Raw genomic sequence first — 17,816 nt, 5'->3', positions numbered from 1 at the left:
CTCCTGCCCCCTGCCTCCTGCCTTCTGCCTCCTGATAGTCACCTTGTACCCAATATTAGTAAAATAGTTAAAAAAATTAATAAAAATTTCAGACCTTTGGACTCTATGCCTTCCAGCCTAGACTACCTTAGTAAGTGGGCAGCTTTAAGATAACGTAGTAAATTCAATTAAGTAAGCCGTGAAGATTCCAAGTTCAATCTGGACATTACTCATTGGCATCGTGCTAACGCTAGCCAGCCTTTGGTACGGTCAAAATCACGGTCTGTTGCCAGCAGCAGCCACGGATGAAGCCGTCTTGGTGGATGGTCTGTTCAACGCGATGATGATCGTTTCTACAGGTATATTCCTGTTAGTTGAAGGTATTTTGATTTACTCCGCATTTAAATACCGCCGGCGTGCAGGTGACAATGAAGACGGCCCACCAGTTGAGGGCAATATACCTCTAGAAATTCTCTGGACGGCGATCCCAGCAATTATCGTTATCGGTATTTCTGTTTACAGCTTTGATGTCTACAACGAAATCGGTGGCTTTGATCCTCATGCTATTCATGAAGCGCCGATGATGAATCAGGAGTCAATGGCAATGCCTGGAAGTGCGATGGCCGCAACCTTAAGCGATACTCCTCCCAGCACCGAGCCTAACCTCAATCAAGAAAAATCTGATGAGGCAATGCAAGACCCAGCTACCGCAGAAGTCCGCAATGCTGACCAAATTCCCCAACTGCGGAATGCCCCAGGTGTCGGTAGTGTTGCTCCAACAATTGGGGGAACTCCTGATAAAGCAGGCAAACCAGCACAATTACAGGTCAACGTCACAGGTCTACAATATGCCTGGATTTTCACCTATCCTGAAACTGGTATAACTACAGGTGAAATGCACGTTCCCATCGGGCGAGAAGTGGAAATCAATATGACAGCCAACGATGTCATCCATGCTTTCTGGGTGCCAGAGTTCCGCCTGAAACAAGATGCGATCCCTGGTAGACAAAGCGAGATTCGCTTCACCCCCAAAACAGCAGGAGATTATGTCCTAATCTGTGCCGAACTTTGTGGCCCTTACCACGGTGCAATGAGAGCGCCAGTAGTTGTTGAGTCAGAAGAAGCATTTGCCAAATGGATGCAAGAACAGCTAGTTGCCAGCAAAGAAACACTAAATCAAGCCGTTGCTGTTAACCCAGCGAATTTATCCCCAAATGATTTTCTTGCTCCTTACACCAAGGACATGGGAATTAAACCAGAAATCCTTCATCAAGTTCACCATTAGTCAATATGTTATTTAGTCAAAATCCAGTGACTAATGACCAATGACTAATGACTAATGACTAATGACTATGACACAAGCTCAGTTGCAAGAAACTGCCAATATCCCTGCCCTTCTTGAGGAACCAGGGATCAGAAAATGGCAAGACTTCTTTGGCTTTCAAACCGACCATAAGGTGATTGGGATTCAATACCTAGTCACTTCGTTTATTTTCTACTGCATTGGCGGTGTAATGGCTGACTTGGTTCGCACAGAACTACGAACCCCAGAGGTAGATTTTGTCACCCCAGAAGTCTACAATAGTCTGTTTACGTTACACGCCACGATCATGATTTTCTTGTGGATCGTGCCAACCGGGGCAGGGTTTGCTAACTATCTAATTCCCCTGATGATTGGGGCAAAAGATATGGCATTTCCTCGGCTGAATGCTGTTGCCTTTTGGATGATCCCCCCTGCGGGTATATTGCTGATCGCCAGTTTAGCGGTAGGCGATGCACCGGATGCGGGTTGGACTTCCTACCCTCCCCTGAGTTTGGTAACAGGACAAGTGGGGCAAGGCATTTGGATTATGAGTGTCCTGCTGCTGGGTACGTCCTCAATTTTGGGGTCGATAAATTTCCTGGTGACATTGCTGAAGATGCGTATCCCCAGCATGGACATACACAAAATGCCCTTGTTCTGCTGGGCAATGTTTGCAACTTCGGCGCTAGTTTTGGTATCCACCCCAGTTCTTGCAGCCGGTCTGATTCTGCTTTCTTTTGACTTAATTGCCGGGACAACATTTTTTAACCCAACTGGCGGTGGCGACCCGGTTGTATACCAGCACATGTTCTGGTTTTACTCCCACCCAGCCGTTTACATCATGATTTTGCCCTTCTTTGGAGCAATTTCAGAAATTATCCCCGTGCATTCCCGCAAGCCGATTTTTGGCTATAAAGCGATCGCTTATTCATCTCTAGCAATCAGCTTTTTGGGGCTAATCGTCTGGGCGCACCACATGTTTACCAGTGGTATCCCCGGCTGGTTGCGGATGTTTTTTATGATCACCACCATGATCATCGCCGTACCCACAGGGATTAAAATATTTAGCTGGTTAGCAACCATGTGGGGTGGAAAAATCCAGCTTAACAGTGCGATGTTGTTCGCCATCGGCTTTGTCGGCACTTTTGTAATCGGCGGTATCAGTGGCGTGATGTTGGCAGCAGTGCCCTTTGACATTCACGTTCACGACACCTATTTTGTGGTAGCCCACTTGCACTATGTGCTATTTGGTGGTAGCGTTCTAGGGATTTTTGCCGCCATTTACCACTGGTTCCCAAAAATGACGGGACGGATGATCAACGAATTTTGGGGTAAGGTTCATTTTGCCTTGACTATTGTTGGTCTAAACATGACCTTCTTACCTATGCACAAACTGGGTTTAATGGGCATGAATCGCCGCATTGCCCAATATGATCCCAAATTCACCACATTGAACGAAATTTGTACGTATGGTTCTTACATACTGGCAATTTCGACATTCCCCTTCATCATCAATGCGGTTTGGAGTTGGTTGTACGGTGAGAAAGCTGCTAATAATCCTTGGAGGGCACTTACCTTAGAATGGATGACAACTTCACCACCTGCGATCGAAAATTTTGATCAAACCCCAGTGCTGGCTACAGGCCCCTACGACTACGGTTTGGAACATGCTAATGAAGGTGTACCTTTATACGATCCCAATCCAATCTTGTCTGGTGGGCCCAATTCAGTATTAAGAGCAGAACCCGATCCAGCCGTTGCTGCCAATCCCGAAGACCGCAAATAAACTGCGACTGGGGACTGGGGACTAGGAATTTCTTCTCCTCTGCTCCCCATTCCCCATTCCACATTCCCCATTCCCCACTCATCAAAATTCATGCAAAGTCAAATCATTGACCCAGCTAAAACCGAACTTAATCATCACCACGCGGTGGAAGCGTCCGTTGGCCATCACGAAGAACATCCAGACCATCGTCTGTTTGGGCTATATGTCTTCCTGATTGCTGAAGGGATGATTTTTATGGGTCTGTTCGGAGCCTACTTAGCTTTCCGTGCTACCTTACCTGTGTGGCCGCCAGCAGGTACTCCAGAATTAGAACTACTGTTACCTGGAGTCAACACCATCAATCTAATTTCTAGTAGTTTTGTCATGCACAATGCTGACACTGCTATTAAAAAGAACGATACGCGAGGTGCGCGAATCTGGTTAGCAATTACCGCCGTGATGGGCGCTACTTTCTTAGTGGGTCAAGTATATGAATATACCCATTTAGAATTTGGTTTAACTACCAATTTATTTGCTAGTGCATTTTACGTTTTGACTGGTTTCCACGGATTGCACGTTACCATTGGCGTTTTGGCCATTGTTGCCGTGTTGTGGCGATCGCGCCTTCCGGGTCACTATAGTGACGAAAAGCACTTTGGTATTGAAGCAGCCGAAATCTACTGGCACTTCGTTGACGTGATTTGGATTATTTTGTTCGGATTACTCTATCTCCTGTGAGTATTAATTATTTAGTTGTTTACTCCACGCGAACAACTTAATATGCCCCCTATTGGGGGCTTTTTTAATTAATATTTTATTTTTTACTTAGCAAGGTTTATAGAAAATATACTAAAACAAGCTTAAACTACTCACACGATTACTTTTTTAAATGCAACTGACTTATTGCAAGTAATATATAGTACTTGTATTTGATATTTTAAAAAACCTTGTACAATTCAAAAAGCTTTTTTTCAAATTGTCTCTTGCCTCTTACCTTCCAATGCAAGTAAATATTGCTACACCACACTGCGCGAACAAAAATCAAAGCGGATTATTATAGACCAATACAATACAGTTCAGATAAGACCAAAACACTTGTAGAGACGGCGATTTATCGCGTCTCAAAACCCAAAATTTTTGCCAGTAGCTCTTAACCCAAGCGTATTGTACTATAGACGCAACTAAAAGGTCGGAAAAGTCGGAAAAGTTGGATGTTTTTTGGACCCTATTGAATAACCAGTTAATATACTGTTATAAATACTGGAGGCTAGTATTAAATTTACTTAAGAGATAAAATTATTGAATTATTCCAAAAATAAACTTTATCTTTATATTAAGATATCTGTAAAGGTATCAAATTAACCAAATCAAGGAGTTAGCCATGAAAATGCTCCAAAGTATGGTTTGACTGAGAAGCTAGCTTCCTCAAATAGGAACAAATCTAGCGGCAGGTATTCATACCTCACCCAAGCTCTGAATGGTCAGTAAATTAACAAGTAGTATACGCCACATGAGCCAGAACCCTCTAGTTAGAAAAAAACTTCGGAGTCGCTTTGAGACTGTCAAACTGCTGGAAAGCGGAGGTTCTGGTAATACTTACTTGTTAGCAGGTGCTAGAGGTAACAGGGATCAATACTCTCTCCCCAGAAAAACACTTCGGAATCGCTTTGAAATTATCAAACACTTAGGAAGTGGAGGCTCTGGTGATACATACTTAGCTGTAGACCTAGATTTACCAGGACAACCCCATTGTGTGGTAAAACATTTCCAACCAAAAGATTCCAATCCCGCTGTTCTACCCATCGCTAAAAAGTTATTTGATCGGGAAGCGGAAGTTTTATACCAGCTAGGCAACGACCACGATCAAATTCCTAGACTGTTTGCCCATTTTGATGAAGATGGAGATTTCTATTTAGTCCAAGAATTTATTGATGGTCATGCGTTAACCCAAGAAATTGTATCAGGTCAGCGTCTGAGCGAGAATGCAGTCTTAAGTTTATTAAAAGACATCCTGGAAGTGCTGGCATTCGTTCACCAAAATAACATTATTCATCGGGATATTAAGCCCCAAAATTTGATGCGGCGGCACTCCGATCAGAAGATTGTGCTAATTGACTTTGGGAGTATTAAGAAAATTGGTGCTTTGGGAGCAGGTTTAACAATTGCTGTTGGGACTCCTGGTTATATGCCAAGCGAACAGGCTAAAGGAAAGCCAAAACTTTGCAGCGATATCTACGCAGTAGGGATGATAGGCATTCAAGCTTTGACAGGTTTAATTCCTGAGCAAATAAAAGAAGATCCCAATACTGGAGAAGTTCTCTGGCGCGATCAGGTACAGGTAAGTGATGCTCTTGCAAATATTTTAGATACAATGGTTCGCGATCGCTACAATCAGCGTTATCAATCTGCTACAGAAGCTTTGCAAGCACTTAATTCTGCTCTACTGTTGCCACAGTCATCAGAATCTGCTGGCATCAACCAAAATGCTGATGATACTTATTTGCTAAATTATAGAAACTTTCTTTTGCTTCTAGGAATAGGGCTTGGCGCTACCACTAGTTTTATAGTATTAATTTTAATCTATACGTTTATGAATACAGGTGCATCGTCTCCAAACCAGCCTACTCAATTAAATAATTTTATAGAAAAATTGGTTGAGCAACGATTTACTAATTCCAATGTGAATAGCCTAATAGCGAAATCAATAGCTAAAAAAGGAGTCTGTAAAAACAATTGTAGCATTGCAAAAATTATTAAAAAGCAAATTGAATCTCATGATAGCAGTCCACTTTAATTTCTGTTCGCGCAGCGTGGTATGGCCATATTTATTTGTGTGGTGCGCGCAGCGCAAGCGCGATACGTCTAACTTCACAAAATTCAAAGATGAGTCTATACATTAGAAAAAGTTAATAATCTAGCAGCAATCATAAAAATACCTATTAACTAGCTATTACGTATTTAATTTAAATCTAAATATTCTAAAAATTATTCTAGGATAATTACTTAGAGATTCCTGTAAGATCAATATAATAAACAAAATTTAAAAATATGGACAATACAAATCAAAAAAAAGCTTTAATTAACAGCGAAATTGCCCTCTTTCTTAGAGGTTTGATTATTGGTAAAGTGCTGACACTTATGGTTATTGGTGGGCTACTTTGGTGGTTACTAAAGCCGAATTTATTGTCCCGTAACAGCGTTAACTCTTCTCCTAATCAAAATTTCAAGACCGTCTCTAATACCACATCCAGTTTTCAGACAGTTGCAGATGTCCCCACTGCCTCATTTAACTACGGAGGAAGTACAGCTTGGGCATCTATTCGGCAATTAGTAGATTCTCAGATTCAGAGTGATCGCCCGGAACTACAATTACGTTATGTAGACCCTGTTAATGCTAGCCCTGGTTCTAGCTCAGGCATTCGGATGTTACTTGATGGGAAATTAGACTTTGCTCAGTCTTCTCGTCCCCTTACAGATGAAGAACAAGCTATGGCAAAAGAGCGAGGCTTTACCCTTGAGCAACGTCAGGTAGGTATGGATGGAATAGCAGTAGTAGTCAACCCATCCCTGAAAGTGTCAGGTTTAACTGTTGACCAATTGCAGCAGATTTATTTGGGGAAAATTACTAACTGGAATCAAGTAGGTGGGCCAAACCTACCCATCACACCTTTATCTCAACGACCAGAGGACGCAGATACAGTAATATTCCCTAGCAACAGCGACTTGAAAGGGCAAACACTTGGCTCGAATGTGCAATATGTCTACTCTACTACAGAGGCAGTGCGCCAACTCAGTAAAATCCCTGGTGGTGTGTATTACGGTTCTGCCCGTTCGGTAGTGCCTCAATGTAGTGTGAAGGCCTTACCATTGGGTCAGACTGCTGGTCAATTAATTCCCCCCTATCGGGAACCGATGGTGTCGCCTGAGCAATGTCCGCGTCAGCGCAATCAGCTAAATACTGAAGCTATCAAAAATGGCAGCTATCCCATAATTGCTAATTTGTTTGTGATTATTAAGCAGAATAAAGGTCGGGAACAACAGATTGGGGATGCATACACCAAACTTTTGTTAACTGATCAGGGACAAAGAGCAATTGAGCAAGCTGGTTTCGTTGGGGTTAACTAGTAGATTTGGATGACAATTAAGCCCCCTTCCCCAAGAACCTCGACTTCTTAAAGAAGTCGGGGTTCTTATAGAAGTTCTAAGTTGAAAATATTTACATTTACTCGACAGCATAAGAAGTAAATTGGCGTTTAAAAGGAGAATGAAACCCAATCACAATATCAGAACGGGGTACACCTAACTCAACCAATCGTTCAGCAACAGACTCTTCTGTACCATTATACTGAATCCATATTTTCTCATTTTGAATATCAAAATGCATGACCGGGCCAAACACCCGCTTATCTCCTTGCCAGCCAACATAAGCTAGTTGATAATGATCATTTTCATTGTCTAAAATTAATTGTGAATTTACTGTATCGCTATTAGATGCTATTTGTTGATGTTCGCTCAATACTTGTTTGATAAGTTGTCGATAGCGTTCTATTTTATCCATAGTCGAATTTCCTCACATCTTGGGTCGTAAACTATCAACTTAACTTGGTAACGATGAAGAGCGCGTTGGACAAAAGAAAGTTGAAAAAAGTCTTGATATGTTTCAATAGGAACTGCTAGGTAAAGCGCTCTGTCTACTTCTTGTTCTTCAATAGCTTGGCAGTAATTTAGATATTGTCCTAGTGCAGTATGAAATTCACTGATATCTGAATCTGCAATAAAACTCTTAATTTCAACAGCTATTTTCTCTGTATTACGTTCTGCGGCAATGGCATTTTCAGCCGCTAAGTCTATTTGTAGTTTAATTGCTTCACTAATACGAATTGTAATAAGGATCGTGAGTAATTATCCACCCATCCTTAATTAATGCTTTTTTAACCTGTTGATGGAAAACATCTTTAGCAATGTTGCTATCTCTAGATTAGGCCAGATTAACCTAAAATGATATTGTTGCTCTATGCAATGGGTTCCCCAAAGGGGTTGTCGTTCGCGCAGCGTGTCGTAGACAAGACATCACACTCTCCATTATTCTCCATTGCTGTGGCAAGTTTTTCTAGATTTTGACGAATAGAGACACTACGGTGATGATTTACACCCCAGACTCGCTCACAAATATTTAAAGCTTGCAAATAAAGCGGTTCTGCTTCATCGTAACGTCCAGTTGCACGATAAATTTCTGCCAAATTATTGAGACTTTCGGCAACATTGGGATGATTTTCTCCCAATAGGTGCTTATCAAGTTCTAAGGCTTTTATACATAAAGATTCCGCTTCATTGTAGCGTCCTTGCTCCCTGTACATATAACCAAGAGCATAGATAGTATCTGCTAAAAGTGGATGCGCCTTTTGCAATAGACGCTGCTTCAGTTCCAAGGATTCTAAAAACAAAGACTCTGCTTGATCGTAGCGTCCTTGAGCGCGGTATATCAATCCTAAATTGTGTAAATCTGTTGCGACATCGGGATTCTCTTCTCCCAAAAATCGCTTATCTAATTCTATTGCTTGTTGTGACAACGGTTCAGCTTCACTGTAACGTCCTTGATGATAATAAAGTAGCGCTAAATTATTCAGTATAAGAGCGAAAGAAATATGATTTTCACCAACCAAACGTTTTTCAAGTTCTAATGATTGCAGATACAAAGGTTCTGCTTCGTCATAACGTCCTTGTTCATCATATAGTAATGCCAAATTGTTCAAACTGACGGCGACATCCGCATGGTTTTCTCCCCACAGACGTTTCCTCAGTTCCAAAGCTTGTTGGTATAAGAGTTCTGCTTTAGCATATTGTCCAGTAGATTTGTAAAGTCCCGCCAAATTATTCAGGCTAGTAGCAAAAGAAGGATGATTGTCTCCTAGCAGGCGTTTCCTTAGTTCTAAAGCTTGTTTATATAAAGGTTCGGCTTCGCTGTACTGTCCTGTTGCACGATAGATTCCGGCTAAATTGTTGAGGCTATTAGCTAAATCTATCTGCAAACCTAATTCATTTTGTAGCTCACTCGCCTGTCGCCAATATTTAATTGCTAATTCCTGTTCTTCTTGATAATTTTGAGATTCACCCCGATCTAATCTGCTGTGGTAAATATCGCCCAATCTTGAGTATAAAGTAGCCAAGGTGGGGTCTTTAGTTCCCCGCTCTTGTTCTATTTTCTCGATTAACCTTTGTAAATCTTGAATGGGTAAGAAAAAGCGATTAGTTTCATTAGTATCTGTACTAGCTAATTCTGTGTCTCTAAAAACAAAGCGGATATTTTCTAATTCTTTACCAGGAATAGCATTTGTCTTTTGAGATTCAAACCGAAATACACCATTACGCCAACTCCAAAAATCAGGCGCTTTTTTTATCAGGTTAACTAAAATTTGGTTAGTTACCCAAAGCACGATCGCAAATGGAAATTCGCGCAATCCTTCCCTTGTCCACTGTAAGTAACCAAAAAACTTTTCCTGTTCTGATTGCTCATTTCCCAACCTGAGAAAATACAGTTGTTCAGCACCCGTGACAGTAATCACCGCCAGGTTTTGCTGACGGAGATATTCTTCTTGTTGTACCAGTTGGTTAAGAGCAGCTTTCAGGCTTGGTTCTTGACGTGCTAAAGTTACTCGATATGCACGAAAAGCGGGTTGTAGTTCAGCTTCATATTGAGCAATAATCTCATCACGAAAGCTAGCATCATCGCAAACTGCAATCAGTAAATTTAATCCCCGCTTTTGAGCTTCAATAGAAACAATTAAATCATCATACGCATCTTGATTTTCTCCTTCATCAAATAATTCTTCATTTAACATTAATGGCTCCCTGTCTTTTCAAGCTTTCGATAATAATTGGATGAACATCATACCAAGTTTCATCAGTGCGATATTCTAGAACATACAGCCCATGTAGTAAATCCAAAAACTCTGCTTGTTTCGGATCGTTGGGCATAAATTGCTCATAAACACTCTGCAAAATATCGATATCAGTTTTTCCTAAACGTATGGAAAAATCATTGCGAATTTTATTGATTGCTTGCAGAAGAATTTTATCATCAATGATAACTTTGGCTGAGGGATTTCGCCGGATCATCCGCAAACAAATGCGGCAACATTCTTTAGAGATCCGAATTAACTCTCGTAATACGCCACCACTGTAAATTACGATTTTTTCAGCCGTTTCTGCTACGATTAATTCACTAGGAATCCGTTTTTGCAAAACTTCACCGAGAATCTTTGTTGCTTCCGGGCGAGGTAGGGCATTAGGAAAGCGATTTTTACCTTTATCAAATATTTTTAAGACAGGCATTGCCACAACTTGATCGTTGGTTTCAGTGGCAATTATTGTGCTAATAAATGTTTCTCGAAGGACTGCAATGGGGATAGTGTAGATAATTTGAAAGTTAGGTTGACACAGAGCTTTAATGTTATCTCGATAAATTTCGTTCACTCTGCCTAAGTCAAGTTTATCTAAATCATCAATAATTACCAAAACATTTTGTTTAGTTGCAGCTTGAATTAAAGCAGCAATTTCATTAATTCTGGCAACTAAATCTGATAACTTGCGTTCAAATTCTTGCTTAATTTCATCCCGAACGCTAGCATCAGCTTTTAATTTAGAGCTAATCAATTTTAAGAGGTCAAAACCTATACTAACTTCTGCTTGTAAATTTGATTCTTCAGTGCGAGTACGGGTAGCAAACCACTTATAAAGAGCTTCTTTTGTCGATTGTGGAATATCAACTCTGCGTGCCTCTGCCTCTGTCATTAAATTAACTGCGATCGCAAACAGTATATTAATATGATTAACAGCCGACATTTCAATTTTGTCAGCAATAGAAAAGAGAACTACAAAATATTTATCTTGAATTTGTCGGCTAAATTCAGCTAATAAAGTAGACTTACCACATCCGCGATGTCCTGTAAAGACAATTTTGCCATCTCCATTAGGGCTATCTTCCACTAATTGGTTCAGGTCTGCAATTAAATCATCACCATATTCGACTCTAAATCTTTCCATTTCGTTCCGTTCCATCAACGGAAACAGTTCGAGATTGCTGTATGCTTCTTGAAAGGAGTTTAATAAGTCTTCAGACATTGGATAGTGCCGTAAACGTGCTAACTATTCATATAATGGCTCATGATTTTTGAAGCACAAGTTCAGGCAATGTCTAGGATAGAGTATGCTTACAGAACTTATTAAATTCCGTTAATAAATAACTACTAAGTGAGTGGTATGTTATGTCTTAAAAAGAGATGCCCTAATACCCAAACTTCAACCTATCAATGAGTAGCAGAGGTCAATAATCAATAAGACTGAATGATAGATGATACATTCGATAATTTAAACTGAATGATAGATGATACAGATAACATCCTGAAAGCTACTTAACACATAAATAAAATAAAATTTTCAGTTATAAAAATAAATTTTTAATGTGCTTCGTCTCATTCCCCTCTAGCCCATGCGATGGTAGCTGTTGTTACTATTAGTTAGTAGTCTGTCAAAGAATAATCGACGAATACATTCTTTGTAAAGACGGCGATTTATCGCGTCTTTCTAACGTGTCAGTCTTTTAGACGCGATCAATCGCGTCTCTACATGAGATAAAGCTCGGCGACATCAAAACCAGCTTTTGCGACATCAAAACCAGCTTTTGCGACATCAAAACTAGCTTTTGCGACATCAAAACTAGCTTTTGCGACATCAAAACTAGCTTTTGCGACATCAAAACCTGCTTTTGTGACATCAAAACCAGCTTTTGTGACATCAAAACCTGCTTTTGTGACATCAAAACCAGCTTTTGCGAAATCAAAACCTACTTTTGCGAAATCAAAACCTGCTTTTGCGACATCAAAACTAGCTTTTCTCAACGAATTTCAGCAAATATACCCGCATCTATCTAGTTGGCTAATGCCATCCAATACTTTTATAATTCTGTAACTTCACTGTGGCTGGTGCATCTGCTTGTTGCGTATTTTGATGATATATAAATAACTCAGTGTATAAAGTCAGGGTTATTTATAAATAAATCCAAATAGGAAAACTATATGCAACGGAAACGAAACTCCATCTCACTGACTAAAGCTGAACGACGGATTGAAGGAATGCAGACAATTAACCCTGGGTTAGACTTTAGTAATGGGTTTTCAATTGCTACTTACAACACTAAAGTAATTGAGTTACGAGAAAAGTTAGCCGCTTATAATCAAGCACAAATAATAGTAGATAAGACACACAATGCATTAATAGAAGCAGAACGAGAGTTGAATACTTATTCTGAGCAAATGCTGTTAAATGTTGCATCTCGCTATGGCAAAAATAGTGATGAATATGGGATGGCTGGTGGAACGCGCAGGTCAGACCGCAAGAAACCACGTCTAGTAGTAAAGCAAACAGTAACATCTGTGAAGTAATTGTTTGGACTCGCCGCTTCTTCAGATAAGGGTGCGTTGACCTTTGTGACAACGCACCACGAGCCTATATTTATACCGCTTAACTTCTGAAGCATCTCCAGAGACTTTTGATATTCCAAAATCGAATGCTGAGTGCGATCGCAAATAGACTAAGGGTATCGTCAAACTCTAAATCAGACATAATCGTAGGTTAGGTTGAGGAACGAAACCCAACATCTACTTTAGGTTATTAGATTGCCCTTCACTCATTTCTTAACTCACATCTCAAAAACAATAAGTTGACGGTATATTTTATAACCAGTACTTTGGTATAAAGCCCGAAATATAACCATCATAAAATTAACTCAATGCAATATCGCCGAGCCACAATAGAAGGTGGCACTTATTTTTTTACACTCGTAACTCATAAAAGACAAAGACTATTATGCTTACCGACTAACGTATCTTTATTGAGAAATATTTTTCGGTATGTAATGCGACAACACCCATTTATAATTGATGCCTTTGTTTTATTACCGGATCATCTGCACTGTATTTGGACATTACCACAGGGCGATCGCAATTTTTCTACTCGTTGGCGTTTGATCAAAAGCTATTTTAGTCGCCAGTGCATTACTCTATCACAGGAAAACTTATCTACCTCTAGGCAAAATAAAAAAGAGCGAGGTATTTGGCAGCGTCGTTTTTGGGAACACTTGATTAGAGACGAGGTAGATTTTAAAAATCACCTTGAATATATTCATTACAATCCTGTCAAACATGGTTTAGTGAAAGCTCCAAAAGATTGGGAATATTCCAGCTTTCATCGTTCTGTTCGTCAGGGTACGTATGATATTACATGGGGTGCTGGGCAAGCAATTGTATTTGACTCTAATATCGCTAAAGAGTAGATATCGCCTAAATTGTAGCTGAAATTGTAGGTTGGGTTAAACGAAGTGAAACCCAACATCAGCGTTGGGTATTGTAATGGGTAATGTTGGGTTTCGTTCCTCAACCCAACCTACGAATTACTTCACATCAGGTCGTAATAAAAAAAGTGTTAAATGAGTTTATTACAAGCACAAAATTTTGAGCTACTGAAAAGCTTACGCAATCATACTTACATTTACAACTTCCAAATTTTGCGTATTAAAACTTAACTCACCACTTACCTGTATTCAACTAATAAACCGCCTACACTTATCAAAACTATGAAAGTATAGTCAAATTTCAACTCATCAATATTTGAGTAAAAAAAATCCTCTGTGTAAAGTTTTTAAACACTGGATTACAGCAAGTTTTGTCAACCAACTTGATATGAAAGACCAAAAACATAACCCCTCTCCGCCACCGGAAAGGGGTTAATCACTGCCAAAACTCAGCAATCTCTAATAAGCATCTTGCAACTCGTAGAAATCAGGCGAGATGTAATCCTTCCGCAAAGGCCAACCTACCCAATCTTCCGGCATCAAAATCCGCTTGAGATTTGGGTGTCCTTCGTAGATAATGCCGTACATATCGTAAGACTCGCGCTCTTGCCAATCTGCGGTCTTCCAAATCCAGTACACAGAAGGCACTACAGGATTTTCCCGTGGTAAGAACACCTTAACTCGAACTTCTTCGGGGCGATCGCTATTATCACCGACTTTAATCAAGTGATACATACTCACCAATTCTTGTCCTGGTCCAAGGTCTATACCACCTTGACACTGGAGATAATTAAACCCATAAGCATAAAGGGCTGTAGCGGTGGGAAGCAAGAAATCTGCCGGCACCTTAATTATCTCTACACCATTCTTATCTGGTGCTAAAAACTCATGGTCAAAGCCATTTTCCGTCAACCACTGGGAAACTTTACCCGCTTGTACCAATGCCTCTTCTTTTTCTGCTGGTACTGGTTTAGATTCTTCTTCAGCCACGGGTTTGTTCCTCCTTTTGTGCCTTTGCTGTCAGTAGTGCAGGTGGTATTGGCATACCAATCGCTTCCGCCAATTCCTTTGGTGGTGCAGAGCGAGTATCTGACTGCAAATACTTACCAGTTAAAATTTCTTCCACTGGCTTCAGGTTATGAGTCGTGCTGTAGTAGCGGTGAGTTTGCTTAATTTTATCCCGCTCTTGAATCGACTCATTGGAGATTTTCTTCCGCAGCTTAATGATTGCGTCGATAATTGCTTCTGGACGGGGAGGACAACCAGGCAAGTATACATCTACAGGAATCAGTTTATCGACTCCGCGCACTGCTGTGGGGGAATCAACACTGAACATCCCGCCAGTAATTGTACAAGCTCCCATCGCAATTACATACTTCGGCTCTGGCATTTGTTCATAAAGACGCACCAGTTGGGGAGCCATCTTCATCGTGATAGTCCCTGCCGTAATAATTAAATCGGCTTGGCGGGGGCTAGAACGGGGAATTAGCCCAAAACGGTCAAAGTCAAATCGGGAACCAATTAAAGCTGCAAACTCAATAAAGCAGCAAGCAGTACCAAACAGCAACGGCCACAGACTAGAAAGCCGCGCCCAGTCGTAGAGGTCATCAACCGTCGTCAAAATGACGTTTTCTGAAAGGTCTTGAGTGACATTGGTACGCTCAATGGGGTTGATGATTCGCTGTTTGTCCTGAGTTGTTAAATTAGAATTCAAGACCATTCCAAAGCTCCTTTACGCCATGCGTAAACTAAAGCGACTACAAGAATTGCAATAAAGACTAGCGCTTCAATAAAAGCCAATAGCCCCAAACGGTGGAAAGCTACTGCCCAAGGATACAAGAATACAGTCTCCACATCAAAGACGACGAAGACTAGAGCAAACATGTAGTAACGGATGTTGAACTGAATCCAGGCTCCCCCGATGGGTTCCATACCAGATTCATAAGTAGTGCGACGTTCTGGGGCGTAACCACTAGGTCGTAGGAGCTTGGAAGCTGAGAGCGCTAAGGCAGGTACTAGGCTACAGATTATGAAGAAGCCTAGAAGGTACTCGTAACCGCTGAGGACAAACACAATGAGTATCTACCGCTTATGGAGTATTTTAAGTAGTGACTGGGGGCTGGGGACTGAGGACTGGGAACTGGGGATTGGAGACTGGTAAATCCTTCTGAATTTACAATCCCTTATCCCTAATACAAAATTATTGACTTTTAATTCCCAATTCCCAATCCCTAGTCCCCAATCCCTTCAATTACGTTACTTTCTTTTACATTATATCTGTTTGGTTTTTCTGAAATCTGGGAAACAGATACACTTCAACTATTTAATTAGCTTTTGATAGTGATAGAAAAGCCTAACAATTATGTCATAATTTTTAACGTATATTTAAGAATTCTCCTCTGCGAGGCCCTAGCCATGAGCGAACCAGCTGTTGAGACTCCGGTGTTAGACCGCTACGAGTGTCGCGCCTGCGGTTATGTTTACGAACCTGAAAAGGGAGACGACAAGCATGATATTCCTTCAGGGATACTCTTTGCAGAACTGCCTATAAATTGGCGTTGTCCAGTTTGTAGTGCCAAGAAAACCGCTTTTGCCAACATTGGCCCTGCGGGTACTGCATCCGGTTTCAAAGAAAATCTCGGTTACGGTTTGGGTGTCAATAACCTAACGCCAACCCAAAAGAATATCTTAATTTTTGGCGCTTTGGCCCTTGGCTTCTTGTTTTTTATCAGTCTCTACGGCTTACAATGACAGCCGTTATTTGGGAAACAGGGAGTTATTGTGTAATTAAAATCACATAATTTTGTCGTTTTACCAGTTCCGTAGAGCGGCGATGACCCTCAATACCATATTGGGCTAAGATTTTTTGGGATTTTTGGAAAGCTTTTTAATTCCAAGTCTAAAATCCAAAATCCGAAACTGGTATAAGGTAAACCTTTTAGAGAACACCTACAGAAATTTAGAAACAACTTAAGAAATACTAATGCATTCAATTGTGAAAGGTTGGCAACGAATAGCTGCCTTGTTAATAGTAGTCATCATGTGCATCGGTTGTAGCAAAGTTCCTTCTGTTAGCTACAACCCCTGGAAAGTCATTTCTGTGCCAACAGACTCGAATCTACTGGATATTGCTTTTACTAATAACCCTGAGCATGGCTACTTAGTAGGTAGCAATGCCACCCTATTGGAAACCAATGACGGTGGTAATACCTGGAAACCAATAACACTGCAACTGGATGAGCAAAAGTATCGTTTTGATTCAGTAAGTTTTACAGGTAAAGAAGGCTGGATTGCTGGAGAGCCTGGACTGTTGCTGCATACTACGGATGAAGGTGCTTCTTGGTCACGTATTCCCCTGAGCGAAAAGCTACCAGGTAGCCCGATCGCAGTTAAGGCATTAGCAGACAATACAGCTGAAATGGCTACTGATGTGGGAGCCATATATAAAACTACAGACGGCGGCAAAAACTGGAAAGCCCAGGTGGAATCAGCCGTCGGTGTAGTGCGTAACTTGGAACGTTCTGCTGATGGTAAATATGTTGCCGTTTCTGCCAAGGGTAGCTTCTACTCGACTTGGGAACCAGGACAAGATGCTTGGGTACCTCATAACCGCAACAGTTCTCGGCGGGTAGAAAATATGGGTTTTGCCAACAATGGGCAATTGTGGTTGCTGGCTAGAGGAGGTCAAATTCAGTTTAGTGACCCAACTAAACCTGAAGAATGGCAAGAGGCAAAATATCCAGAGTTAGCCACCAGTTGGGGTTTACTAGATTTGGCATATCGTACACCTGATGAAATTTGGATAGGTGGCGGTAGCGGTAATTTGCTTCGGAGTGGCGACGGTGGCAAAACCTGGGAAAAAGACCGTGAGGTCGAAGAAGTTGCCGCTAATTTGTATAAGATTGTGTTCTTAGAGCCAGAACGGGGATTTATAATTGGCGATCGCGGCGTTTTGCTCAAATATCTCCCGAACCCTGAAACAACTTCTCAAGAAGCGGCTTAATGGGGACTAGGGACTAGGAACTAGGGACTAGGTAAGAGTTTTCCCAATCCCCAATCCCCAATCCCCAATACCTATTTCTGAGAAGAACTTTGCAACTTGTAACTCTTTCTTAACTTTGTAGGATAATAAACTCAATAACACTCTATGTATAAGGTAGGGATCTAAATGTCAGGTACCACTGGAGAACGTCCGTTTTCGGACATCATTACTAGCGTTCGTTACTGGGTAATTCACAGCATCACCATCCCAGCATTGTTTATTGCTGGTTGGCTATTTGTCAGCACAGGGCTGGCCTATGATGCTTTTGGCACACCTCGCCCCAATGAGTATTTCACACCAGCGCGGCAAGAAGTGCCAATTGTGAAGAACCGTTTTGAAGCTAAAAAACAAGTTGAACAATTTATTGGAAAGTAGTTTG

At 41.0% G+C, this 17,816-nt stretch carries 19 protein-coding genes; 10 read left to right on the top strand and 9 right to left on the bottom strand.

Annotated elements, in window-relative coordinates:
* Positions 1-178 precede the first annotated feature (178 nt).
* The 5 genes from G1O98_RS09025 to G1O98_RS09005 all read left to right on the top strand — a co-directional run bounded on the left by G1O98_RS09025 (position 179) and on the right by G1O98_RS09005 (position 7,172).
* Positions 179-1,264 carry a cytochrome c oxidase subunit II gene (locus tag G1O98_RS09025; protein ID WP_163928496.1) on the top strand — a complete coding sequence of 362 codons (1,086 nt, stop codon included), beginning with the start codon at positions 179-181 and terminating at the stop codon, positions 1,262-1,264.
* Between the two features lie 67 nt (positions 1,265-1,331).
* Positions 1,332-3,068: a cytochrome c oxidase subunit I gene (gene ctaD, locus G1O98_RS09020; protein ID WP_163928518.1), complete on the top strand. Its 1,737-nt coding sequence runs from the start codon at positions 1,332-1,334 to the stop codon at positions 3,066-3,068.
* Between the two features lie 90 nt (positions 3,069-3,158).
* Positions 3,159-3,785 (top strand): heme-copper oxidase subunit III, encoded by a 627-nt coding sequence (locus tag G1O98_RS09015; protein WP_114080407.1) that lies wholly within the window; start codon positions 3,159-3,161, stop codon positions 3,783-3,785.
* Positions 3,786-4,557: 772 nt separating this feature from the next.
* A complete protein-coding gene (locus tag G1O98_RS09010; RefSeq protein WP_243458384.1) occupies positions 4,558-5,841 on the top strand; it encodes a serine/threonine-protein kinase in 1,284 nt (427 codons plus the stop codon).
* A 254-nt stretch (positions 5,842-6,095) separates the two neighbouring features.
* Entirely contained in the window at positions 6,096-7,172 is a 1,077-nt protein-coding gene (locus tag G1O98_RS09005; protein ID WP_163928494.1) for a substrate-binding domain-containing protein, read from the top strand.
* A gap of 97 nt (positions 7,173-7,269) precedes the next feature.
* Here G1O98_RS09005 and G1O98_RS09000 read toward each other — a convergent pair whose 3' ends face one another.
* The 6 genes from G1O98_RS09000 to G1O98_RS08980 form a co-directional block, all read right to left on the bottom strand.
* A complete protein-coding gene (locus G1O98_RS09000; protein ID WP_163928493.1) occupies positions 7,270-7,605 on the bottom strand; it encodes a XisI protein in 336 nt (111 codons plus the stop codon).
* Complete coding sequence (locus G1O98_RS08995; RefSeq protein ID WP_345940539.1) at positions 7,593-7,874, bottom strand: element excision factor XisH family protein; 282 nt, start codon at positions 7,872-7,874, stop codon at positions 7,593-7,595. The genes G1O98_RS09000 and G1O98_RS08995 overlap by 13 nt, the downstream gene beginning before the upstream one ends.
* 43 nt (positions 7,875-7,917) lie before the next feature.
* Entirely contained in the window at positions 7,918-8,010 is a 93-nt protein-coding gene (locus G1O98_RS41105; RefSeq protein WP_345940538.1) for an element excision factor XisH family protein, read from the bottom strand.
* A 49-nt stretch (positions 8,011-8,059) separates the two neighbouring features.
* On the bottom strand, positions 8,060-9,886 hold the full coding sequence (locus G1O98_RS08990) for a tetratricopeptide repeat protein (RefSeq protein ID WP_163928492.1): 1,827 nt from the start codon (positions 9,884-9,886) through the stop codon (positions 8,060-8,062).
* Entirely contained in the window at positions 9,876-11,168 is a 1,293-nt protein-coding gene (locus G1O98_RS08985; protein WP_163928491.1) for an ATP-binding protein, read from the bottom strand. The genes G1O98_RS08990 and G1O98_RS08985 overlap by 11 nt, the downstream gene beginning before the upstream one ends.
* Positions 11,169-11,668: 500 nt before the next feature.
* The gene (locus G1O98_RS08980; RefSeq protein WP_163928490.1) at positions 11,669-11,944 is read right to left on the bottom strand and encodes a hypothetical protein; all 276 of its coding nucleotides are present in this window, start codon (positions 11,942-11,944) and stop codon (positions 11,669-11,671) included.
* Positions 11,945-12,121: 177 nt separating this feature from the next.
* Between G1O98_RS08980 and G1O98_RS08975 the strand changes: the two genes are divergently transcribed.
* The gene (locus G1O98_RS08975; RefSeq protein WP_163928489.1) at positions 12,122-12,487 is read left to right on the top strand and encodes a hypothetical protein; all 366 of its coding nucleotides are present in this window, start codon (positions 12,122-12,124) and stop codon (positions 12,485-12,487) included.
* A gap of 347 nt (positions 12,488-12,834) precedes the next feature.
* The gene (locus G1O98_RS08970) at positions 12,835-13,377 is read left to right on the top strand and encodes a transposase (RefSeq protein ID WP_163928488.1); all 543 of its coding nucleotides are present in this window, start codon (positions 12,835-12,837) and stop codon (positions 13,375-13,377) included.
* Between the two features lie 477 nt (positions 13,378-13,854).
* On the opposite strand, the gene G1O98_RS08965 is transcribed toward G1O98_RS08970, so the two are convergent.
* The 3 genes from G1O98_RS08965 to ndhC are packed head-to-tail and all read right to left on the bottom strand — an operon-like array spanning position 13,855 to position 15,468.
* Positions 13,855-14,385 (bottom strand): NAD(P)H-quinone oxidoreductase subunit J, encoded by a 531-nt coding sequence (locus G1O98_RS08965; protein ID WP_163928487.1) that lies wholly within the window; start codon positions 14,383-14,385, stop codon positions 13,855-13,857.
* Entirely contained in the window at positions 14,378-15,115 is a 738-nt protein-coding gene (ndhK, locus tag G1O98_RS08960; RefSeq protein ID WP_163928486.1) for a photosynthetic/respiratory NAD(P)H-quinone oxidoreductase subunit K, read from the bottom strand. Before ndhK ends, G1O98_RS08965 begins: the two co-directional genes overlap by 8 nt.
* Positions 15,106-15,468: a photosynthetic/respiratory NAD(P)H-quinone oxidoreductase subunit C gene (gene ndhC, locus G1O98_RS08955; protein ID WP_012411797.1), complete on the bottom strand. Its 363-nt coding sequence runs from the start codon at positions 15,466-15,468 to the stop codon at positions 15,106-15,108. Before ndhC ends, ndhK begins: the two co-directional genes overlap by 10 nt.
* 342 nt (positions 15,469-15,810) lie before the next feature.
* On the opposite strand from ndhC, the gene G1O98_RS08950 reads away from it, so the two are divergent.
* From G1O98_RS08950 to psbE, 3 genes are all read left to right on the top strand, one after another.
* Complete coding sequence (locus tag G1O98_RS08950; protein WP_114080394.1) at positions 15,811-16,146, top strand: rubredoxin; 336 nt, start codon at positions 15,811-15,813, stop codon at positions 16,144-16,146.
* 232 nt (positions 16,147-16,378) lie between these two features.
* Complete coding sequence (locus G1O98_RS08945) at positions 16,379-17,398, top strand: photosynthesis system II assembly factor Ycf48 (protein ID WP_163928485.1); 1,020 nt, start codon at positions 16,379-16,381, stop codon at positions 17,396-17,398.
* A 165-nt stretch (positions 17,399-17,563) separates the two neighbouring features.
* Positions 17,564-17,812, top strand: a complete 249-nt coding sequence (gene psbE, locus G1O98_RS08940; RefSeq protein ID WP_012411800.1) for a cytochrome b559 subunit alpha — start codon at positions 17,564-17,566, stop codon at positions 17,810-17,812.
* Positions 17,813-17,816 lie beyond the last annotated feature (4 nt).

Origin of the sequence: Nostoc sp. UIC 10630 (genome assembly GCF_010747425.1) — a bacterium.
Lineage (GTDB): Bacteria > Cyanobacteriota > Cyanobacteriia > Cyanobacteriales > Nostocaceae > Nostoc.
This window is presented reverse-complemented; position numbering and strand designations above follow the sequence as displayed.